The organism is Rhodococcus sp. NPDC004095, from assembly GCF_053604015.1.
In genome coordinates this window covers 445,630-460,411 of record NZ_JBSGGS010000001.1, presented here as the reverse complement: position 1 = coordinate 460,411, position 14,782 = coordinate 445,630, and the positions used below count along the sequence as shown (strand labels likewise).

14 protein-coding genes are annotated in these 14,782 nt (G+C 68.0%); 9 read left to right on the top strand and 5 right to left on the bottom strand.

Features of this window, described 5'->3' with window-relative positions:
* Positions 1 to 12: 12 nt before the first annotated feature.
* Positions 13 to 513 (bottom strand): hypothetical protein, encoded by a 501-nt coding sequence (locus ACWEPG_RS02125; protein WP_452593765.1) that lies wholly within the window; start codon positions 511 to 513, stop codon positions 13 to 15.
* Between the two features lie 153 nt (positions 514 to 666).
* Between ACWEPG_RS02125 and ACWEPG_RS02120 the strand changes: the two genes are divergently transcribed.
* The 6 genes from ACWEPG_RS02120 to ACWEPG_RS02095 all read left to right on the top strand — a co-directional run bounded on the left by ACWEPG_RS02120 (position 667) and on the right by ACWEPG_RS02095 (position 6,856).
* Positions 667 to 1,536 (top strand): alpha/beta fold hydrolase, encoded by an 870-nt coding sequence (locus ACWEPG_RS02120; protein ID WP_450113105.1) that lies wholly within the window; start codon positions 667 to 669, stop codon positions 1,534 to 1,536.
* 2 nt (positions 1,537 to 1,538) lie between these two features.
* Positions 1,539 to 3,236, top strand: a complete 1,698-nt coding sequence (locus ACWEPG_RS02115) for an FAD-binding protein (protein WP_450133621.1) — start codon at positions 1,539 to 1,541, stop codon at positions 3,234 to 3,236.
* Between the two features lie 65 nt (positions 3,237 to 3,301).
* A complete protein-coding gene (locus ACWEPG_RS02110; RefSeq protein ID WP_450113103.1) occupies positions 3,302 to 4,474 on the top strand; it encodes a hydroxylase in 1,173 nt (390 codons plus the stop codon).
* Positions 4,475 to 4,497: 23 nt separating this feature from the next.
* On the top strand, positions 4,498 to 5,418 hold the full coding sequence (locus tag ACWEPG_RS02105; protein WP_450113102.1) for a VOC family protein: 921 nt from the start codon (positions 4,498 to 4,500) through the stop codon (positions 5,416 to 5,418).
* Between the two features lie 194 nt (positions 5,419 to 5,612).
* Entirely contained in the window at positions 5,613 to 6,344 is a 732-nt protein-coding gene (locus ACWEPG_RS02100) for a flavodoxin family protein (protein ID WP_450113101.1), read from the top strand.
* 104 nt (positions 6,345 to 6,448) lie between these two features.
* Complete coding sequence (locus tag ACWEPG_RS02095; protein WP_450113100.1) at positions 6,449 to 6,856, top strand: VOC family protein; 408 nt, start codon at positions 6,449 to 6,451, stop codon at positions 6,854 to 6,856.
* On the opposite strand, the gene ACWEPG_RS02090 is transcribed toward ACWEPG_RS02095, so the two are convergent.
* Entirely contained in the window at positions 6,853 to 7,509 is a 657-nt protein-coding gene (locus ACWEPG_RS02090) for a TetR family transcriptional regulator (protein ID WP_450113099.1), read from the bottom strand. The two genes, ACWEPG_RS02095 and ACWEPG_RS02090, sit on opposite strands and share 4 nt — an antisense overlap.
* Positions 7,510 to 7,691: 182 nt before the next feature.
* On the opposite strand from ACWEPG_RS02090, the gene ACWEPG_RS02085 reads away from it, so the two are divergent.
* Positions 7,692 to 9,800, top strand: a complete 2,109-nt coding sequence (locus ACWEPG_RS02085; RefSeq protein WP_450113098.1) for an ABC transporter permease — start codon at positions 7,692 to 7,694, stop codon at positions 9,798 to 9,800.
* A gap of 182 nt (positions 9,801 to 9,982) precedes the next feature.
* On the opposite strand, the gene dmpG is transcribed toward ACWEPG_RS02085, so the two are convergent.
* The 3 genes from dmpG to ACWEPG_RS02070 are packed head-to-tail and all read right to left on the bottom strand — an operon-like array spanning position 9,983 to position 12,782.
* Positions 9,983 to 11,017, bottom strand: a complete 1,035-nt coding sequence (dmpG, locus tag ACWEPG_RS02080; protein ID WP_450113097.1) for a 4-hydroxy-2-oxovalerate aldolase — start codon at positions 11,015 to 11,017, stop codon at positions 9,983 to 9,985.
* On the bottom strand, positions 11,014 to 11,961 hold the full coding sequence (locus tag ACWEPG_RS02075) for an acetaldehyde dehydrogenase (acetylating) (RefSeq protein WP_450113096.1): 948 nt from the start codon (positions 11,959 to 11,961) through the stop codon (positions 11,014 to 11,016). Before ACWEPG_RS02075 ends, dmpG begins: the two co-directional genes overlap by 4 nt.
* Complete coding sequence (locus tag ACWEPG_RS02070; RefSeq protein WP_450113095.1) at positions 11,958 to 12,782, bottom strand: 2-keto-4-pentenoate hydratase; 825 nt, start codon at positions 12,780 to 12,782, stop codon at positions 11,958 to 11,960. Before ACWEPG_RS02070 ends, ACWEPG_RS02075 begins: the two co-directional genes overlap by 4 nt.
* A 70-nt stretch (positions 12,783 to 12,852) precedes the next feature.
* Between ACWEPG_RS02070 and ACWEPG_RS02065 the strand changes: the two genes are divergently transcribed.
* Positions 12,853 to 13,614 (top strand): IclR family transcriptional regulator, encoded by a 762-nt coding sequence (locus ACWEPG_RS02065; RefSeq protein WP_452593764.1) that lies wholly within the window; start codon positions 12,853 to 12,855, stop codon positions 13,612 to 13,614.
* Between the two features lie 369 nt (positions 13,615 to 13,983).
* Positions 13,984 to 14,781: a fumarylacetoacetate hydrolase family protein gene (locus ACWEPG_RS02060; protein WP_452593763.1), complete on the top strand. Its 798-nt coding sequence runs from the start codon at positions 13,984 to 13,986 to the stop codon at positions 14,779 to 14,781.
* The last annotated feature ends 1 nt before the right edge of the window (position 14,782 follow it).

Below are 14,782 nucleotides of genomic sequence, written 5' to 3'. Positions count from 1 at the left end.
AGCCGGTGGGCGTCAGCGGTTGTCTTTCGCCGCCTGACGACGGTCGCCGGCGGCGATGGTGGAGGCCTCGTACTTCATCCGGCCCGGGGACTGCCGCGTCTGGTCGACGCGCTGGACCCCGGCGGAGGACACCTTCCCGGTGTCGGTGTCGACGCCACCGAACGACGGCGCGTCCTTGCGGGCCCGCGCCAGCCGCTCCTGCTTGAGCTCGAGTGCGGTCTGCTCGGCCACGACCGCCAGCCGCCGACTGACCCGGGCCAGGGCGTCCTCGAAGAGTTCGGCCTTGCGGGCGTTGATCTTGTTGGCCCTCTTGCCTGCGCCGCGTCCGCCCTTCTCCACGACCTTCTTCGCGCCCGCGCGGCGGTACTTTCCGACGTACTTGTTGCGGGCCTTGCGGATCCGGCTGTGCAGGACGATCAGGTCGTCCTCGTCGAGGTCGGCCATCTCGGTCTTCTTGGTCTCACGAATCAGCAGGAATTCTGCTTCGTCCAGGGACTTCAGTGCTTTCGCCATGTCTACTCCCGTTCCGGGTCGTGGTGTGGGTCATGCTAGTCCCGGGTGGCAGGTCGTGAGGGCCATCGCCACGCCGGTCGGGCGGCGCCCGGCAATCTCGCTGATCGGGAAAGCCACTCCCAGCGGGATGCCTGACCTGGCACCGTCGGGTCCATGACGAGCGAACTGACCTACGAGGGCACCAAGCGGGAGGTCGCCACCGACCTCGGCGTGCTCCGATACCACGAAGCCGGTGACGGCCCGCCGTTGCTGCTCCTGCACGGTTCCGGCCCCGGCGTCACCGGCTGGCGCAACTACCGCGGCGTCCTCGGCGATTTCGCCGAGCACTTCCGCTGCCTCGTTCTCGAGTTCCCCGGCTTCGGCGTCAGTGACCCGGGCGACGGGCACCCGATGGTGATGGCCGGCGCGTCCGTGGGGACGTTCCTCGACGCGCTCGGCATCGACGAGCCGGTGCACATGATCGGCAACTCGATGGGCGGCATCGTCGCCACCAACGTCGCCATCAACGCGCCGCAGCGGGTGAACAAGCTGGTCACCATCGGTGGCATCGGCAAGAACGTCTTCGCCCCCGGGCCCGGTGAGGGCATCAAGTTGCTGATGGAGTTCACCGACAACCCGACCCGTGAGGGCCTGATCCGGTGGCTGCACTCGATGGTCTACGACCCGGCCGTGGTCACCGAGCAGCTGATCGAGGAGCGTTGGGCGCTGGCCACCGAGCCGCTCACCCTCGAGATCGCCGCCCGGATGTACAGCAGCAAGGCGTTCGCCGCCAATGCCGCCGCCGCGAAGGCCTCCGGCGCCACCCCGTACTGGGCGCAGCTGCACAAGGTGCAGGCCCAGACGATGCTCACCTGGGGTCGCGACGACCGGGTCAGCCCCGTCGACATGGCGATGCTGCCGATGCGCGACATCCCGAACGCCGAACTGCACGTGTTCCCGAACTGCGGGCACTGGACGATGATCGAGGCCAAGGAGGCCTGGACTTCCGCGGTGCTCGCCTTCCTGACCCGCAAGGACAGCTGAGAATGACCACCGACCAGAACTGGGACACCACCGTCGACTTCCTGATCGTCGGCAGCGGCGGCGGCGGCATGTCCGCCGGCGTCACCGCCGCCGAGCTGGGCCTGAACACCCTGATCATCGAGAAGGGCAAGAAGTTCGGCGGCTCCACCGCCATCTCCGGCGGCGGCATCTGGATCCCCAACGCCCCCACCCTCACCCGCAAGGGGCAGGTCGACGACCCCAACGAGATCAAGGGTTACCTGCGCACTCTGACCAAGGGCTCCGGTGTCTCCGACGCCCGGATCGACGCCTACGTCGACAACGGCCCGAAGCTGATGGAGCTGCTGGACCGCAACAAGAACATGAAGCTGTACTGGGTGAAGGGCTACTCCGACTACCACCCGGAGGAGAAGGGCGGCAGCCCGCTGGGCCGCACCATCGAGTGCCTGCCGTTCGACACCCGGAAGCTGAAGGAGGACGAGCAGTTCCAGCGTCCCAACAGCATGAAGGGCCCGCTCGGCCTGTGGGTGACGTCGAAGGATTACCACGACCTGGCACTGGTCAAGCGCACCTGGGCCGGCCGCCGCGCCTCGCTCGTCGCCGCGTGGCGCGTCGCGTCGAACACGGTTCGCCGCAGGCACATGTCCACCGGCGGTCGCGCCCTGGCCGCGCGGATGCGAATGGTGCTCAAGGACTACGGCGTCCCGCTGTGGCTGCGCACCTCGATGACGGAACTGGTCACCGACGCGAACGGCACCGTGATCGGTGTCGTCGCCGAGCGCGAGGGCAAGACGGTGCGGATCCGCGCCACCCGCGGCGTGCTGCTCGCGACCGGCGGCTTCGACCACAACCAGGAGATGCGCGACAAGTACCTCCCGGAGCACGGCCGCGCGAATGCCAGCGCCGGTGCCCGGGAGCTCAAGGGCGACGGCATCCTGGCGGGCCAGAAGCTCGGCGCCGCGGTCGACCTGATGGACGACGCCTGGTGGATGCCGTCGGTGTTCCACCCGATGGGCGCGGTCATCCCGCTGGTCTCCGAGCGGTGCATCCCGCCGTCGGTGATCGTCAACGCCAATGGCGAGCGGTTCACCAACGAATCGTCGCCGTACGTGAACTTCGTGCACGACCAGCTCGAGGGCGGTCACGTCCCGGCCTGGTTCGTCATGGACACCAAGGCGAAGAACCGCTACCCGTTCGCGCAGGTGCTGCCGAACATGCCGTTCCCGCAGGGCTTCTACGACTCCGGTGTCATCCACAAGGCCGACACGCTGCGTGAGCTCGCCGAGAAGATCGGGGTCCCGGCCGACAAGCTGCTCGCGACCATCGACCGGTTCAACGGCTTCGCCCGGTCCGGCAAGGACGAGGACTTCGGCCGCGGCGACAGCGCCTACGACCGGTACTACGGCGACCCCACCATGAAGAACCCCAACATGGACGAGATCGTCAAGGGCCCGTTCTACGCGATCAAGTGCGAGGCCGGTGACCTCGGCACCAAGGGCGGTCTCGTCACCGACGAGAACAGCCGGGTGCTGCGCGGCGACGGCTCCGCCATCGCGGGCCTGTACGCGACCGGCAACACCACCGCATCGGTGATGGGCAACGAGTACGCGGGCGCGGGCGCCACCATCGGTCCGTCGATGGTGTTCGGCTACCTCGCCGCCAAGTACGCCGCCGCGAACACGCTCCCACTGAGCGAGAGCAGCGAAGCCGCGTCCGCCTGAGGCTGGGACGTTCAGACACAAGAGGCGGCCCCGCCGCCGGATCATCAGCAGAGATGAGGGAAGTCATGGGAGAGGTCCTGGACCGGATCATGCAGCACGCGGACGAGATCCGCGAAGGCGGCATCGAGGGCGAGAAGCTCATGCGTCTGTCGGACGGCAACGCCAAGCGGCTGCGTGACTCCGGCGTCATCCGCATGCTGCAGCCGAAGGAGTTCGGCGGCCTCCAGGCGCACCCGCGTGAGTTCGCAGAGACCGCGATGGGCATCGGTGCCATCGACGGCTCCACCGGCTGGGTCTCCGGCATCGTCGGCGTGCACCCGTGGGAGATGGCCTTCTTCGATCCCAAGGCCCAGCAGGAGGTGTGGGGCGAGAACGTCGACACCTGGATCGCGTCGCCCTACGCACCCATGGGTGTCGCGGTCCCGACCGACGGCGGCTACATCCTCAACGGCCGCTGGTCGTTCTCGACCGGTAACGACCACTGCGATTGGGTCATGATCGGCGCCGCCCTCGGCGACAAGGACGGCAAGCGCACCGGCAAGAACCTGCACGTGCTGGTTCCGAAGTCGGACTACACGGTCGACGACGACAGCTGGAACGTCGTGGGCCTGCGCGGCACCGGCTCGAAGGACTTCGTCGTCAAGGATGCGTTCCTGCCCGAGTACCGCACGATCGACGCCGACATCGTCCTGCAGGGCAACGGCGCCGCGCACGCCGGACGCGACGAGACGCTGTACAAGTTCCCGTTCTCGTGCATCTTCCCGCTCGGCATCTCCTCGTCGCTGATCGGTATGGCGGAGGGCGGTCTCGGACTGTACATCGCCATGCAGAAGGAGCGGGTTGCGGTCACCGGCGTCCCGATCAAGGACGATCCGTACGTCATGTACGCCATCGGTCAGGCCGCGGACGAGATCAACGCGTCCCGTGTGGCGATCCTCGAGACCGTCGATCGCTTCTGGGACAAGACCGAGAAGGGGCAGGAGATCACCTTCGAAGAGCGTGCGATCGGTCGCCGCACCCAGACCAACGCCGCATGGCGCGCCGTGAGCGCACTCGACGAGGTCTTCGCCCGCGCCGGTGGCGGTGCGATGAAGGTGACGCTGCCGCTGCAGCGTTTCTGGCGTGACGCACACGTCGGCCTGTCGCATGCGATCCACGTGCCCGGTTCGATCAACCACGCATCGGCCCTGACCCAGCTCGGCGGTGAGCCGCAGGGCATCCACCGCTCGATGATCTGATTCCGGAAGGATTGGGAAGAGACATGACCGACATCCACTCCCTCGGGTACCTGCGGGTTCAGTCGCAGGATCTGGCCCGTTGGCGCGAACTGGTGATCGACGGACTCGGCATGGCCGAAGGCACCGGACCGGACGAGAACGGCCTGTACCTGCGCGTCGACGAGCGCACGTCGCGACTGCAGGTGCTGCCCGGCGACGTCGACAAGGTCCTCGCCGTCGGCTGGGAGGTGCGTGACCAGTTCGCGCTCCAGGCGGTGCGCGAGAAGGTCGAGAAGGCCGGCATCGAGGTCCGCGAGATGACGCAGGACGAGGCGGACCACCTGCGCGTCGAGCGGGCGATCACGTTCCAGGATCCGTCCGGCACGGTCGCCGAGGTCTTCTTCGGTCCGGTCCTCGACCACAGCCCGGTCGTCACCCCGCACGGTGGACGGTTCGTCACCGGTGCGGCCGGTCTCGGTCACGTCGTGCTGCCGACGCCGAAGTTCCAGGAGACCTACGACTTCTTCACCGAGGTCCTCGGGTTCCGTCCGCGTGGCGCGATCCGGCTCGGCGGCCCGGGTTCCCCCGGTCCGGCGCGGCGGGTGCGGTTCCTCGGCGTCAACCAGCGGCACCACAGCCTGGCGATCTGCCCGGCGCCGCCGACCGAGGCGCCCGGCATGGTTCACCTGATGATGGAGGTCGACACCCTCGACGCCGTCGGTCAGGCCCTGGACCGGATCAACAAGCTCGGCTTCTCGCTGTCCTCGACCCTGGGCCGGCACACGAACGACAAGATGGTCTCGTTCTACGTGCGCGCACCCGGCGGCTGGGACATCGAGTTCGGCACCGAGGGCATGCTCGTCGACGAGGATCACTACACCGCGGAGGAAATCACCGCGGACAGCTACTGGGGCCACGACTGGTCGGCCTCCGAGCCGCTCGCGGCGTTCACGCCGAAGGCCTGATTCCTCGGGCTCCGGCCCACCGACGCCGAATGCGGCGGTCGCTCACGAGGCGACCGCCGCATTCGGCGTCTTCGGGTCACGGGCGAGGCCCGCGGCGCCTATCGTGGATTCTCGGATCGCCGACGCCGGCCTGACGGCCCGCGTTCGCTCACCGGACTGCACGGCCGGCGTACCGCCGTCACATGGAGGTGCCCATGTCCAGTCCCTCGTCCTCGGAGCCGCGACCCGACTTCACCGGTCTGCTCGCGGTGTACGTCAACTGCACCCTCAAGCCGTCGCCGGAACTGAGCCACACGCAGGGGTTGATCGACCGGAGCGTGTCGCTGATGCGGGACGCGGGGGTGGCGGTCGACCAGATCCGGGCCGTCGACCACGACATCGCGACCGGCGTGTACCCGGACATGCGGGAACACGGATGGTCGAGCGACGAGTGGCCGCGACTGTTCGAGCGTGTCCTGGCTGCCGACATCCTGGTGCTGGCCGGTCCGATCTGGTTGGGCGACAACAGTTCCGTGATGAAGAAGGTCATCGAGCGGTTGTACGGGTGCTCGGCGATCCTCAACGACAAGGGGCAGTACGCGTACTACGGCCGGGTCGGAGGCGCGCTGTTCACCGGCAACGAGGACGGCGTCAAGCACTGTGCGATGAACGTGCTCTACAGCCTGCAGCACCTCGGGTACACGATCCCGCCGCAGGCCGATGCCGGGTGGATCGGTGAGGCCGGACCGGGTCCGTCCTATCTGGACGAGGGATCGGGTGGGCCGGACAACGACTTCACCAACCGCAACACGACGTTCATGACGTACAACCTCATGCACATGGCCGCAATGATCAAGGCCGCGGGCGGGATTCCCGCCCACGGTAACCAGCGTTCGCTGTGGGACGCGGGCTGTGCCCCGACGTTCCCGAACCCCGACTACCGCTGAATCCGGTTGCGCCGCCGTGGCTCCTCGGGCAAGGTGGTGGGCAACGTCGCGTGTCGATGGCGGACTGCGTCAGGCATGGAGGCGTCGTACCTGAGGGGTTCTTCGTGACCATCTCGTTCAACCACACCATCGTCGGGGCGCGCGACAAGCAGCGCTCGGCCACCTTCCTCACCACGCTGTTCGGTCTGCCCGATCCGGTCCCGGCGGGCCACTTCCTGTCCGTGACGCTCGCCAACGGTGTCACGCTGGACTATGCGCAGCCGCCCGGTCACGTCGACATCGTGCCGCAGCACTACGCATTCCTGGTCTCGGAGGACGACTTCGACGCCATCTACGGGCGGATCGTCGCCGAGGGACGCGACCACTGGGCCGATCCGCGGCAGAGCCGGCCCGGCGAGTACAACACCAACGACGGCGGTCGTGGGGTGTACTTCCTCGATCCGGACGGGCACTACCTCGAAATCCTCACCCGGCCCTACGGTTCCGGAGGTCAGGCCGGTTCCGGAGGCTAGAGCGTAGCCGGGTCCGGGTGGAACGGGCTCGGCTCGGAGACCGGGGCTCCGAGCAGGCCGGCGGCGGCGTCGGTGAGGAAATTGCCCAGCGCTTCCCACGCGGCCTCGCGGTTGCCTGCGGCGACGGACGCCTCGTATTCGGCGCAGACGTCGAAGATCATGCGGCTCAGGATCCAGGCCCGGCCGATCATCACGTCGCGGTCGAGGTGGCCGAGGTGGGTGAGGGTCAGCGCGCGAATCTCCTCTGATTCGGACGACACGGTCGTTGCCCGCTCGGTGAGTAGTTTCACCGCGGTCGGGTTGTGTCGCGCCTGGCTGATGAACCGGGCCCGCCACGACGGTATCGGCAGCGCCGAAAACGACTGTGTCGCAGGAAGGATCATGCAGCGCAGGTAGTCGGTCAGGCTCCCGTCGGCGCCGATCTCGCGGAACATGGCGGAACGCAGCGCGTCGGTGGTCTCGGCCTGTCGCTCGAACAGTGCCCGGATCAGGCCGTCGCGGTCACCGAAGTGATAGGCGACCGCCGAGTGGTTGGCGGCCCCCGCGTGTTCGGCGATGCGCCGACTGGAGACCTGGTCGATGCCGTACCGGCCGAAGAGTTCCTCGGCCGCGTCCATCAGCGCTGTCCGCGCCAGCTCGCTCTTGCGCGCCATCTCGCTCCTGTCGTCGGTGGAACCGGCTGCTGGTTCCGTCGGTGTGACCCGGACCCATGATCTCGCGTGCGGTGAGACCAACGTCATGCACGCGTCACATTGTCCAGTTTAAGTCACGTGGCGTAATTTTGACTGGTGCTCGGTTCGAGCCGGGAACGCAGTGACGCAGACGAGGAGTGGCCGTGAGCAAGAAGGTGCAACCGCCGGTCGAGGGGGTGGACCAGGTGGATCCCGCAGCTGCCGAGGCGGCGCGGGCCCGTAAGGAGAAGATCGCCCGTTACGTCGGGATGCTGATCTTCCCGTTCCTGATGGTCTCGATGATGGTGAGCGGCTACCTCGGGGCGATGCACGCGCCGAAACCGCACGACCTGCCGGTGGCCGTCGTCGGAACATCGCAGGTCGAGGCCGCCCGACTCGCGGACGCACTGGAGGCGTCCAACCCGTCGGCCCTCGAGGTCCGGGTCGCCGACAGTGCCGACCAGGCACGGGCGCTCGTCACCGACCGTGAGGTCGTCGGTGCCGTCGTGTTCTCCGACTCCGGCGAGGCCACCGTCCTGACCGCAGGCGCGGCGGGTGCCTCCCAGGCATCGACCGTCAACCAGTTGCTGGTGCCGTTCGCGGCATCTCAGGACGCCACCGTCGCCACCGACGACCTGGCACCGCTGCCCGCCCACGACAGCGCAGGCCTCGGCGTCATGTTCATGACGACGGCACTCGTGCTCGCCGGGTACATGCCCCTGAGCCTGATCCTCTCGGCGGCTCCGGAACTGCTGCGTAAGCGCCGCATCTACCCGCTGCTCGCGGGCTGGGCCGCACTGATCTCCGCCGTCGTCTGGTTCATCGCGGACCCGATCCTCGGGGCCATCGAGGGGCACACCGCCGCGGTCCTCGGCATCTGCTGGCTCGGCGTGTTCGCCATCTCGTGCGTGCAGTTGTTCCTCACCCGCATCCTCGGGCCGCTCGCCGTGCTCGTCGGCATGCTGTTCCTGATGGTGCTCGGCATCCCGGCCTCCAACCTGGGCATGTCGGTGCACACGATGCCCGGCATCTTCTCGGTCCTGTACAACTTCCTGCCGTCGCCCGCCATCGGTGAGGCACTGCGCTCGGTCCTGTACTTCGGGGGCAACGGACTGACCGGCCACCTCGTCGTCCTCGCCGTCGGTGCCCTGGTCGCCGTCGCGTTGACGGTGCTCGTCGACGCCCTCAAGCGGCGCAGGAACCCCGAGGCGGCGCTGCCCGAACCGACGCTCGCCTCCTTCACCGGCAACCGGCCGCAGTCGACCCGCGCCCGCTACGCCACCATCGCGCTGTTCCCGCTCGCCATGGTCGCGATGATGATGTCGATCATGACGTCGTCGATGTACCAGCCGTCGCCGCGCGAACTGCCCGTCGCCGTCGCCGCGTCGGACCCGGCGCAGGCTGAGCAGCTGGCCGCCGGCCTCGACAAGTCCATGGAGGGGATGTTCGACTTCCGGGTCGCCTCACCCGACGAGGCGGAGCAGCTGGTCGTCGACCGGACGGTCGTCGGTGCGTTCGTCCTGCCGAGTGCGGAGAACCCGACGGCGACGCTGATCACCGCAGGTGCTGCGGGCATGAGCCAGCAGCAGACCGTCACCACCGTGTTCACGCAGGTGGCACAGCAGCAGGGCATGCCGCTGACCACTGCGGACGTCACCCCGCTCGGTTCGAACGACACCATGGGCACCGTGAGCATGTACCTGGCGATCGGCTGGATGATGTCCGGGTTCATGCTGATCATCGTGATGGGAACGGCGGCGCCGGAGCTGCTGGCCCTGCGCAGGCTGCTGCCGATCGCGGCCGGCTGGGCGCTGGCGATGTCCGTCGTGGTGTGGACGATCGCAGGTCCGATCGTCGGGGCCGTCTCCGGTCACGCCTGGCAGCTGATCGGCATCGGTGCGCTCGCGACGTTCACCATCTCGATGTTCACGACCGTGTTCGCGCGACTGCTCGGCATGCTCGCGGTGCTGCCGGTGATCCTGGTGGTCATGTTCCTCGGCGTCCCCGCCTCCGGCGGTGGCATGTCGATCTACCTGTCGCCCGAGATCTTCCGGACACTCCACGACATCCTGCCGATGCCCGCCGCGGTCGAGTCCGCCCGCTCGATCCTCTACTTCGGCGGTGACAGCGTGGGAGGCCACGCGGTCACGTTCCTGATCTGGGCGGCCGTCGCGCTGGTCTGCGTGATCGCCATCGAATGGTTCACCGGGCGCAAGCGGAACACTGCGCCCGCGCGGCCGGTGGCCGAGGAGAAGGTTGCGGAGCTGGTCTGACCGCCGGCATGACAACGACCGCGGGCCCGGTGGACGACTCCACCGGGCCCGCGGTCATCGTCCTTCCCTCACCCCGTGCACACGGCTTCTGCAGCACGCACACGGGCATTCGACGCAGAAAACCCCTGTGCACTCCCGAAAAGGTGTGTGCACAGGGGTTTTGCCGTGTTGCGGGGGAGCGCCTACTTCTTGGCGGCGGCCTCGCGCTCGGCGACGATGTTGAGCGCGATGTCGATGAGCATGTCCTCCTGGCCACCGACCAGCTTGCGCTTGCCTGCCTCGAGAAGCAGGGTGCGCACGTCGACGCCGTAGCGCTCCGACTGGATCTCCGCGTGCCGCAGGAAGGACGAGTACACGCCGGCGTAGCCCAGGGTCAGGGTTTCGCGGTCGACGCGGACCGGCCGGTCCTGCAGCGGACGGACGATGTCGTCGGCCGCGTCCTGGAGCTTGAAGACGTCGCAGTTGTGCTTCCAGTCGTACAGGTCGGCGACCGCGATGAACGGCTCGATCGGGCAGTTGCCCGCACCGGCGCCGTGTCCGGCGAGCGAGGCGTCGACGCGGTAGACGCCCTCCTCGACGGCGACGACGCTGTTCGCCACCGACAGGGAGAGATTCTCGTGCGCGTGGATGCCGATCTCGGTGCCGTCGTTGAGGACGTCCTTGTAGGCGCGGATGCGATTGCGGACGTCGTTCATGGTCAGGCGTCCGCCCGAGTCGGTGACGTAGACGCAGTGCGCGCCGTACGACTCCATCAGCTTGGCCTGCTTGGCCAGCTCCTCCGGCGGGGCCATGTGGCTCATCATCAGGAAGCCTGAGACGTCCATGCCGATCTCGCGGGCGGTCTCGATGTGCTGCGCGGAGACGTCGGCCTCGGTGCAGTGCGTCGCGATGCGCACCGAGCGCACACCGAGCTTGTAGGCGTGCTTGAGTTCCTCGATGGTGCCGACGCCGGGCAGCAGCAGGGTGGTCAGCCGGGCGTGCTGGAGCACCTCGGCGGCCGCCTCGATCCACTCCCAGTCGGAGTTGGAACCGGGACCGTAGTTGACGGAACCGCCGGCCAGGCCGTCACCGTGGGCGACCTCGATGGCGTCGACGCCGGCATCGTCGAGGGCGGTGACGATCCGCTTGACGTCCTCCGGGGTGATCCGGTGGCGCACCGCGTGCATACCGTCCCGGAGGGTGACGTCCTGGACGAAGATGGTGGGGTTGGTGCTCATCGGCTGGCTTCCTTCTTCTGGGCGATGCGCTCCGCGATCTGCTGTCCGGCGGAGGTCATGATGTCGAGGTTGCCCGCGTACGTGGGCAGGTAGTGACCGGCGCCCTCGACCTCGAGGAAGATCGAGACCTGGTGGGTCGGGCGGGTGGCGCCTTCGACCAGCAGCGTCTCGACGGGCTGGTCGGCCGGGATCTCGGTGATCTGGACCTGCTGCTTGAGCCGGTAGCCCGGCACGTAGGCGGCGACGTCGCCGACCATCTTCTCGACCGACTGGCGGATCTCGTCGTGGGTGGCCGGGTCCGACGCGTCGACGAGGCAGAACACCGTGTCGCGCATCATCAGCGGCGGCTCGGCCGGGTTGAGGATGATGATCGCCTTGCCGCGCTTGGCGCCGCCGACCGAGACGATCGCCGAGGAGGTGGTCTCGGTGAACTCGTCGATGTTGGCGCGAGTGCCCGGGCCTGCCGACTTGGAGGCGATCGAGGCGACGATCTCGGCGTACGCCACCGGGACGACCCGGGAGACGGCCGCGACCATGGGGATGGTCGCCTGACCACCACAGGTCACCATGTTCACGTTGGGGGCGTCGAGGTGCTCGTCGCCGTTGACCGCGGGGATCACGAACGGTCCGATCGCGGCCGGGGTGAGGTCGATCATCCGCTTGCCGAGCGCACCGAGGCGTTCGTTGTTCACCACGTGCGCCTTGGCGGAGGTGGCGTCGAAGACGATCTCGATCTCGTCGAAGTTCGGCAGTGCCACCAGGCCCTCGACACCCTCGTGGGTGGTCGGGACGCCCAGTGCGGCGGCGCGGGCGAGTCCGTCCGAGGCGGGGTCGATGCCGACCATCGCGCCCATCTCCAGGTACTCGGAGTGGTTCATCACCTTGATCATCAGATCGGTGCCGATGTTGCCCGATCCGATGATCGCGACCTTGACTTTGCTCATGCTTCCTTCTCTTCCACGAAACGAGCGGTCACGGTGCCGAGACCGGACACGGTGACGGTGACGGTGTTGCCGGCGCCGACGGGCGCCATCGGGCCGAGCGCGCCGGAGAGGATCACCTGTCCGGCGAGCAGCGGCTGGCCGAGCTCGCGGGCGGTCTGCGCCAGCCACACCACGGCCTCGATCGGGTCGCCGAGGCAGGCGGCGCCGTTGCCGGTCGAGACCTCGGTGCCGTCGACCTTCATCGACATGGTCACGTCCACCGGTTCGACCTCGTCGAGGGTGCGGCGCTCGGAGCCGAGGACGTACACACCGGACGAGGCGTTGTCGGCGACGGTGTCGCTGAAGCGGATGTCCCAGCCCTGGATCCGGCTGTCGCAGATCTCGAGCGCGGCGACCGCGTAGTCGATGGCGTCGCGCACCTGCGCGACGTCGAGGGGGCCGTCGATCAGGTCCTTGCCGAGGACGAAGCCGACCTCGCCCTCGATCTTCGGCTGGATCAGCCGCGACATCGGGATGTCGGACCCGTCTGCGAAGTCCATGTCGTCGAAGAGCACGCCGAGGTCGGGCTGGCCGACGCCGAGCTGCTCCTGCACGGCCTTCGAGGTCAGGCCGATCTTGCGACCGACGATGCGGGCGCCGGCCTGCAGTCGCCGATCGTTGAACTGCTGCTGGACGGCGTAGGCGGCCTCCAGGTTGGCCTCGCCGATCAGGTCCCGGATCGGCGCGCACGGCGCACCGGCCGCGGCGGCGGACGCGAGACGGTCCGCGGCAGCGGCGATGTCGGATTCGCTCGCCGCGATGGAATTCGTGGGCTGGCTCATGGGCACTACTGTTACGGCACTCGCGCGAGGGGACCAGCCCAACGTCTCACTCAGCGATACGCTGGTCCATGTGACCGGCGCCGCGAATCTCGACACCGTGCTCGGCAAGGCGGTGACCATCCTGCGTGCCTACCGCCCCGAGGATCAGGTCCTGCCCCTCGCCGAACTGGTCCGCCGGACCGGCCTGCACAAGGCCACCGTGCACCGGCTCGCCGGCGAGCTGGTCGCGAACCGGCTCCTCGACCGGGTGGACGGCGGCTATCGGCTCAGCGGCGGGCTCTTCGAACTCGGGATGCTCGCCTCTCTCGAACGCAGCCTCCTGGAGATGGCGATGCCGTTCCTGCAGGACCTGTACGAGCGGACCCACGAGACCGTGCACCTCGGGGTCCGTGACGGCCACGACGTGGTCTACGTGGCCAAGATCGGCGGCCACAGGCAGGCCAAGTCCCCCTCCCGGACCGGCGGCCGGATTCCGTTGCACTGCTCCGCGATCGGCAAGACGCTCCTCGCCTACGCCGCGCCCGACCTGCAGCAGGAGGTCCTGGCGGGGCCGCTGGTCAGGCGCACGCCGCACACGATCATCGCTCCCGGGATCCTGCGGCGTCAGCTGGACCGGATCGTCGAAACCGGGGTCGCCTTCGAGCACGAGGAATCCGCGCTCGGCATCAACTGCGTCGCGGCCCCCGTCGTCGGTCCCGGAGGGGACACCGTCGCGGCGATCAGCGTCACCGGGCCCACGGGACGGTTCCGGCCCGAAACCCAGGTCGCGGCCGTCAGGGCGGCCGCGGCGGGCCTGGGCAGCACCATCTCCCGTCGCGAGCAGCTGCGCTAGAGCCCACGCCGTCCCGCACCGCGATTGTCGGCCGAACGGGCAGCTCGCCGATCACCGGAATCTGCTCACCAAAGGGGGTTGGCCGCAACCCCGAACAGGGCTGACGCGCCGCTGCAAGGGGTGCTGGCTATCGGCGACGCGGAGTTCGAAAGTCATGTGTCGCAACAGCGGAGCGCTCTTCGCCGCCCGCGCGATGTGGTGATGTCGGAGTGGTGACGCCCGACGGCGCCTGGGTCGGTTTCATGGTTCGTCAGGCTATGTTTTATCTCACTACTGAAGTACTCTCGCATTGAGAATGCATTCTTCGAAGGAGTGATTGTGAAGTACGTGAGTTTCGAGGTCTCGGAGAACCTGCCGAGCTGGGGTGCCGTGGTCGATGGGCAGGTCTACGACTTGGGGTCGGGCGGCGCCAATGTGGCCGCAACCCTGCGAGACGCGATCGAAGGAAATCTGCTTCGCGATTCCCTGATCGATGGACTGGAGCCTGTCGGCTCGGAGTCCGAGGTGTCGTTCCTGCCGGCCGTGCCGAATCCGACGAAGATCATTTGCGTCGGCGTCAATTACCGGTCTCATCAGGAGGAGACCGGCCGGGCGGAAGCCGGCGCGCCCACGCTGTTCACGCGGTTTGCCGACTCCCAGACCGGCCACCTCGTCCCCGTGCAGATTCCTGCGGTCGCAGGCCAGTTCGACTACGAGGGCGAACTCGCCGTGGTCATCGGTGCGCGGGCGTTCAAGGTCCCTGCTGCCGATGCGTCCTCGGTGATTGCGGGATACAGCATCTACAACGACTTCACGGTGCGCGACTGGCAGCGCGCGACCACTCAGTGGACCCCGGGCAAGAACTTCCCGGGCACCGGGGCGATGGGTCCGTACTTCGTGCCGGCTGCCGACGTGGCTGATCTCGACTCCTGCACTCTGGAGACACGGGTCAACGGTGAGCAGCGCCAGAAGGCGACGATCGCGGACATGCGATTCCCGATCGATCGTCTGATCGAGCACATCTCGACCTTCACCCCGCTCGCTCCCGGCGACATCATCGTCACCGGAACACCTGGCGGCGTGGGACTTTTCATGGACCCGCCGGGCCTGCTGAGCCCCGGCGACGTCGTCGAGGTCGAAATCACCGGCCTCGGGGTCCTTCGTAACGAGATCGTCGCGGAGCAGTAGC

Bases quoted from the DNA above. Each gene is read 5' to 3' on its own strand.
- ACWEPG_RS02105 (WP_450113102.1), top strand. From the start codon at position 4,498: ATGACCGACATCCACTCCCTCGGGTACCTGCGGGTTCAGTCGCAGGAT.
- ACWEPG_RS02090 (WP_450113099.1), bottom strand. From the start codon at position 7,509: ATGGCGCGCAAGAGCGAGCTGGCGCGGACAGCGCTGATGGACGCGGCC.
- ACWEPG_RS02100 (WP_450113101.1), top strand. From the start codon at position 5,613: ATGTCCAGTCCCTCGTCCTCGGAGCCGCGACCCGACTTCACCGGTCTG.
- dmpG (WP_450113097.1), bottom strand. From the start codon at position 11,017: ATGAGCACCAACCCCACCATCTTCGTCCAGGACGTCACCCTCCGGGAC.
- ACWEPG_RS02125 (WP_452593765.1), bottom strand. From the start codon at position 513: ATGGCGAAAGCACTGAAGTCCCTGGACGAAGCAGAATTCCTGCTGATT.
- ACWEPG_RS02120 (WP_450113105.1), top strand. From the start codon at position 667: ATGACGAGCGAACTGACCTACGAGGGCACCAAGCGGGAGGTCGCCACC.
- ACWEPG_RS02070 (WP_450113095.1), bottom strand. From the start codon at position 12,782: ATGAGCCAGCCCACGAATTCCATCGCGGCGAGCGAATCCGACATCGCC.
- ACWEPG_RS02075 (WP_450113096.1), bottom strand. From the start codon at position 11,961: ATGAGCAAAGTCAAGGTCGCGATCATCGGATCGGGCAACATCGGCACC.
- ACWEPG_RS02110 (WP_450113103.1), top strand. From the start codon at position 3,302: ATGGGAGAGGTCCTGGACCGGATCATGCAGCACGCGGACGAGATCCGC.
- ACWEPG_RS02115 (WP_450133621.1), top strand. From the start codon at position 1,539: ATGACCACCGACCAGAACTGGGACACCACCGTCGACTTCCTGATCGTC.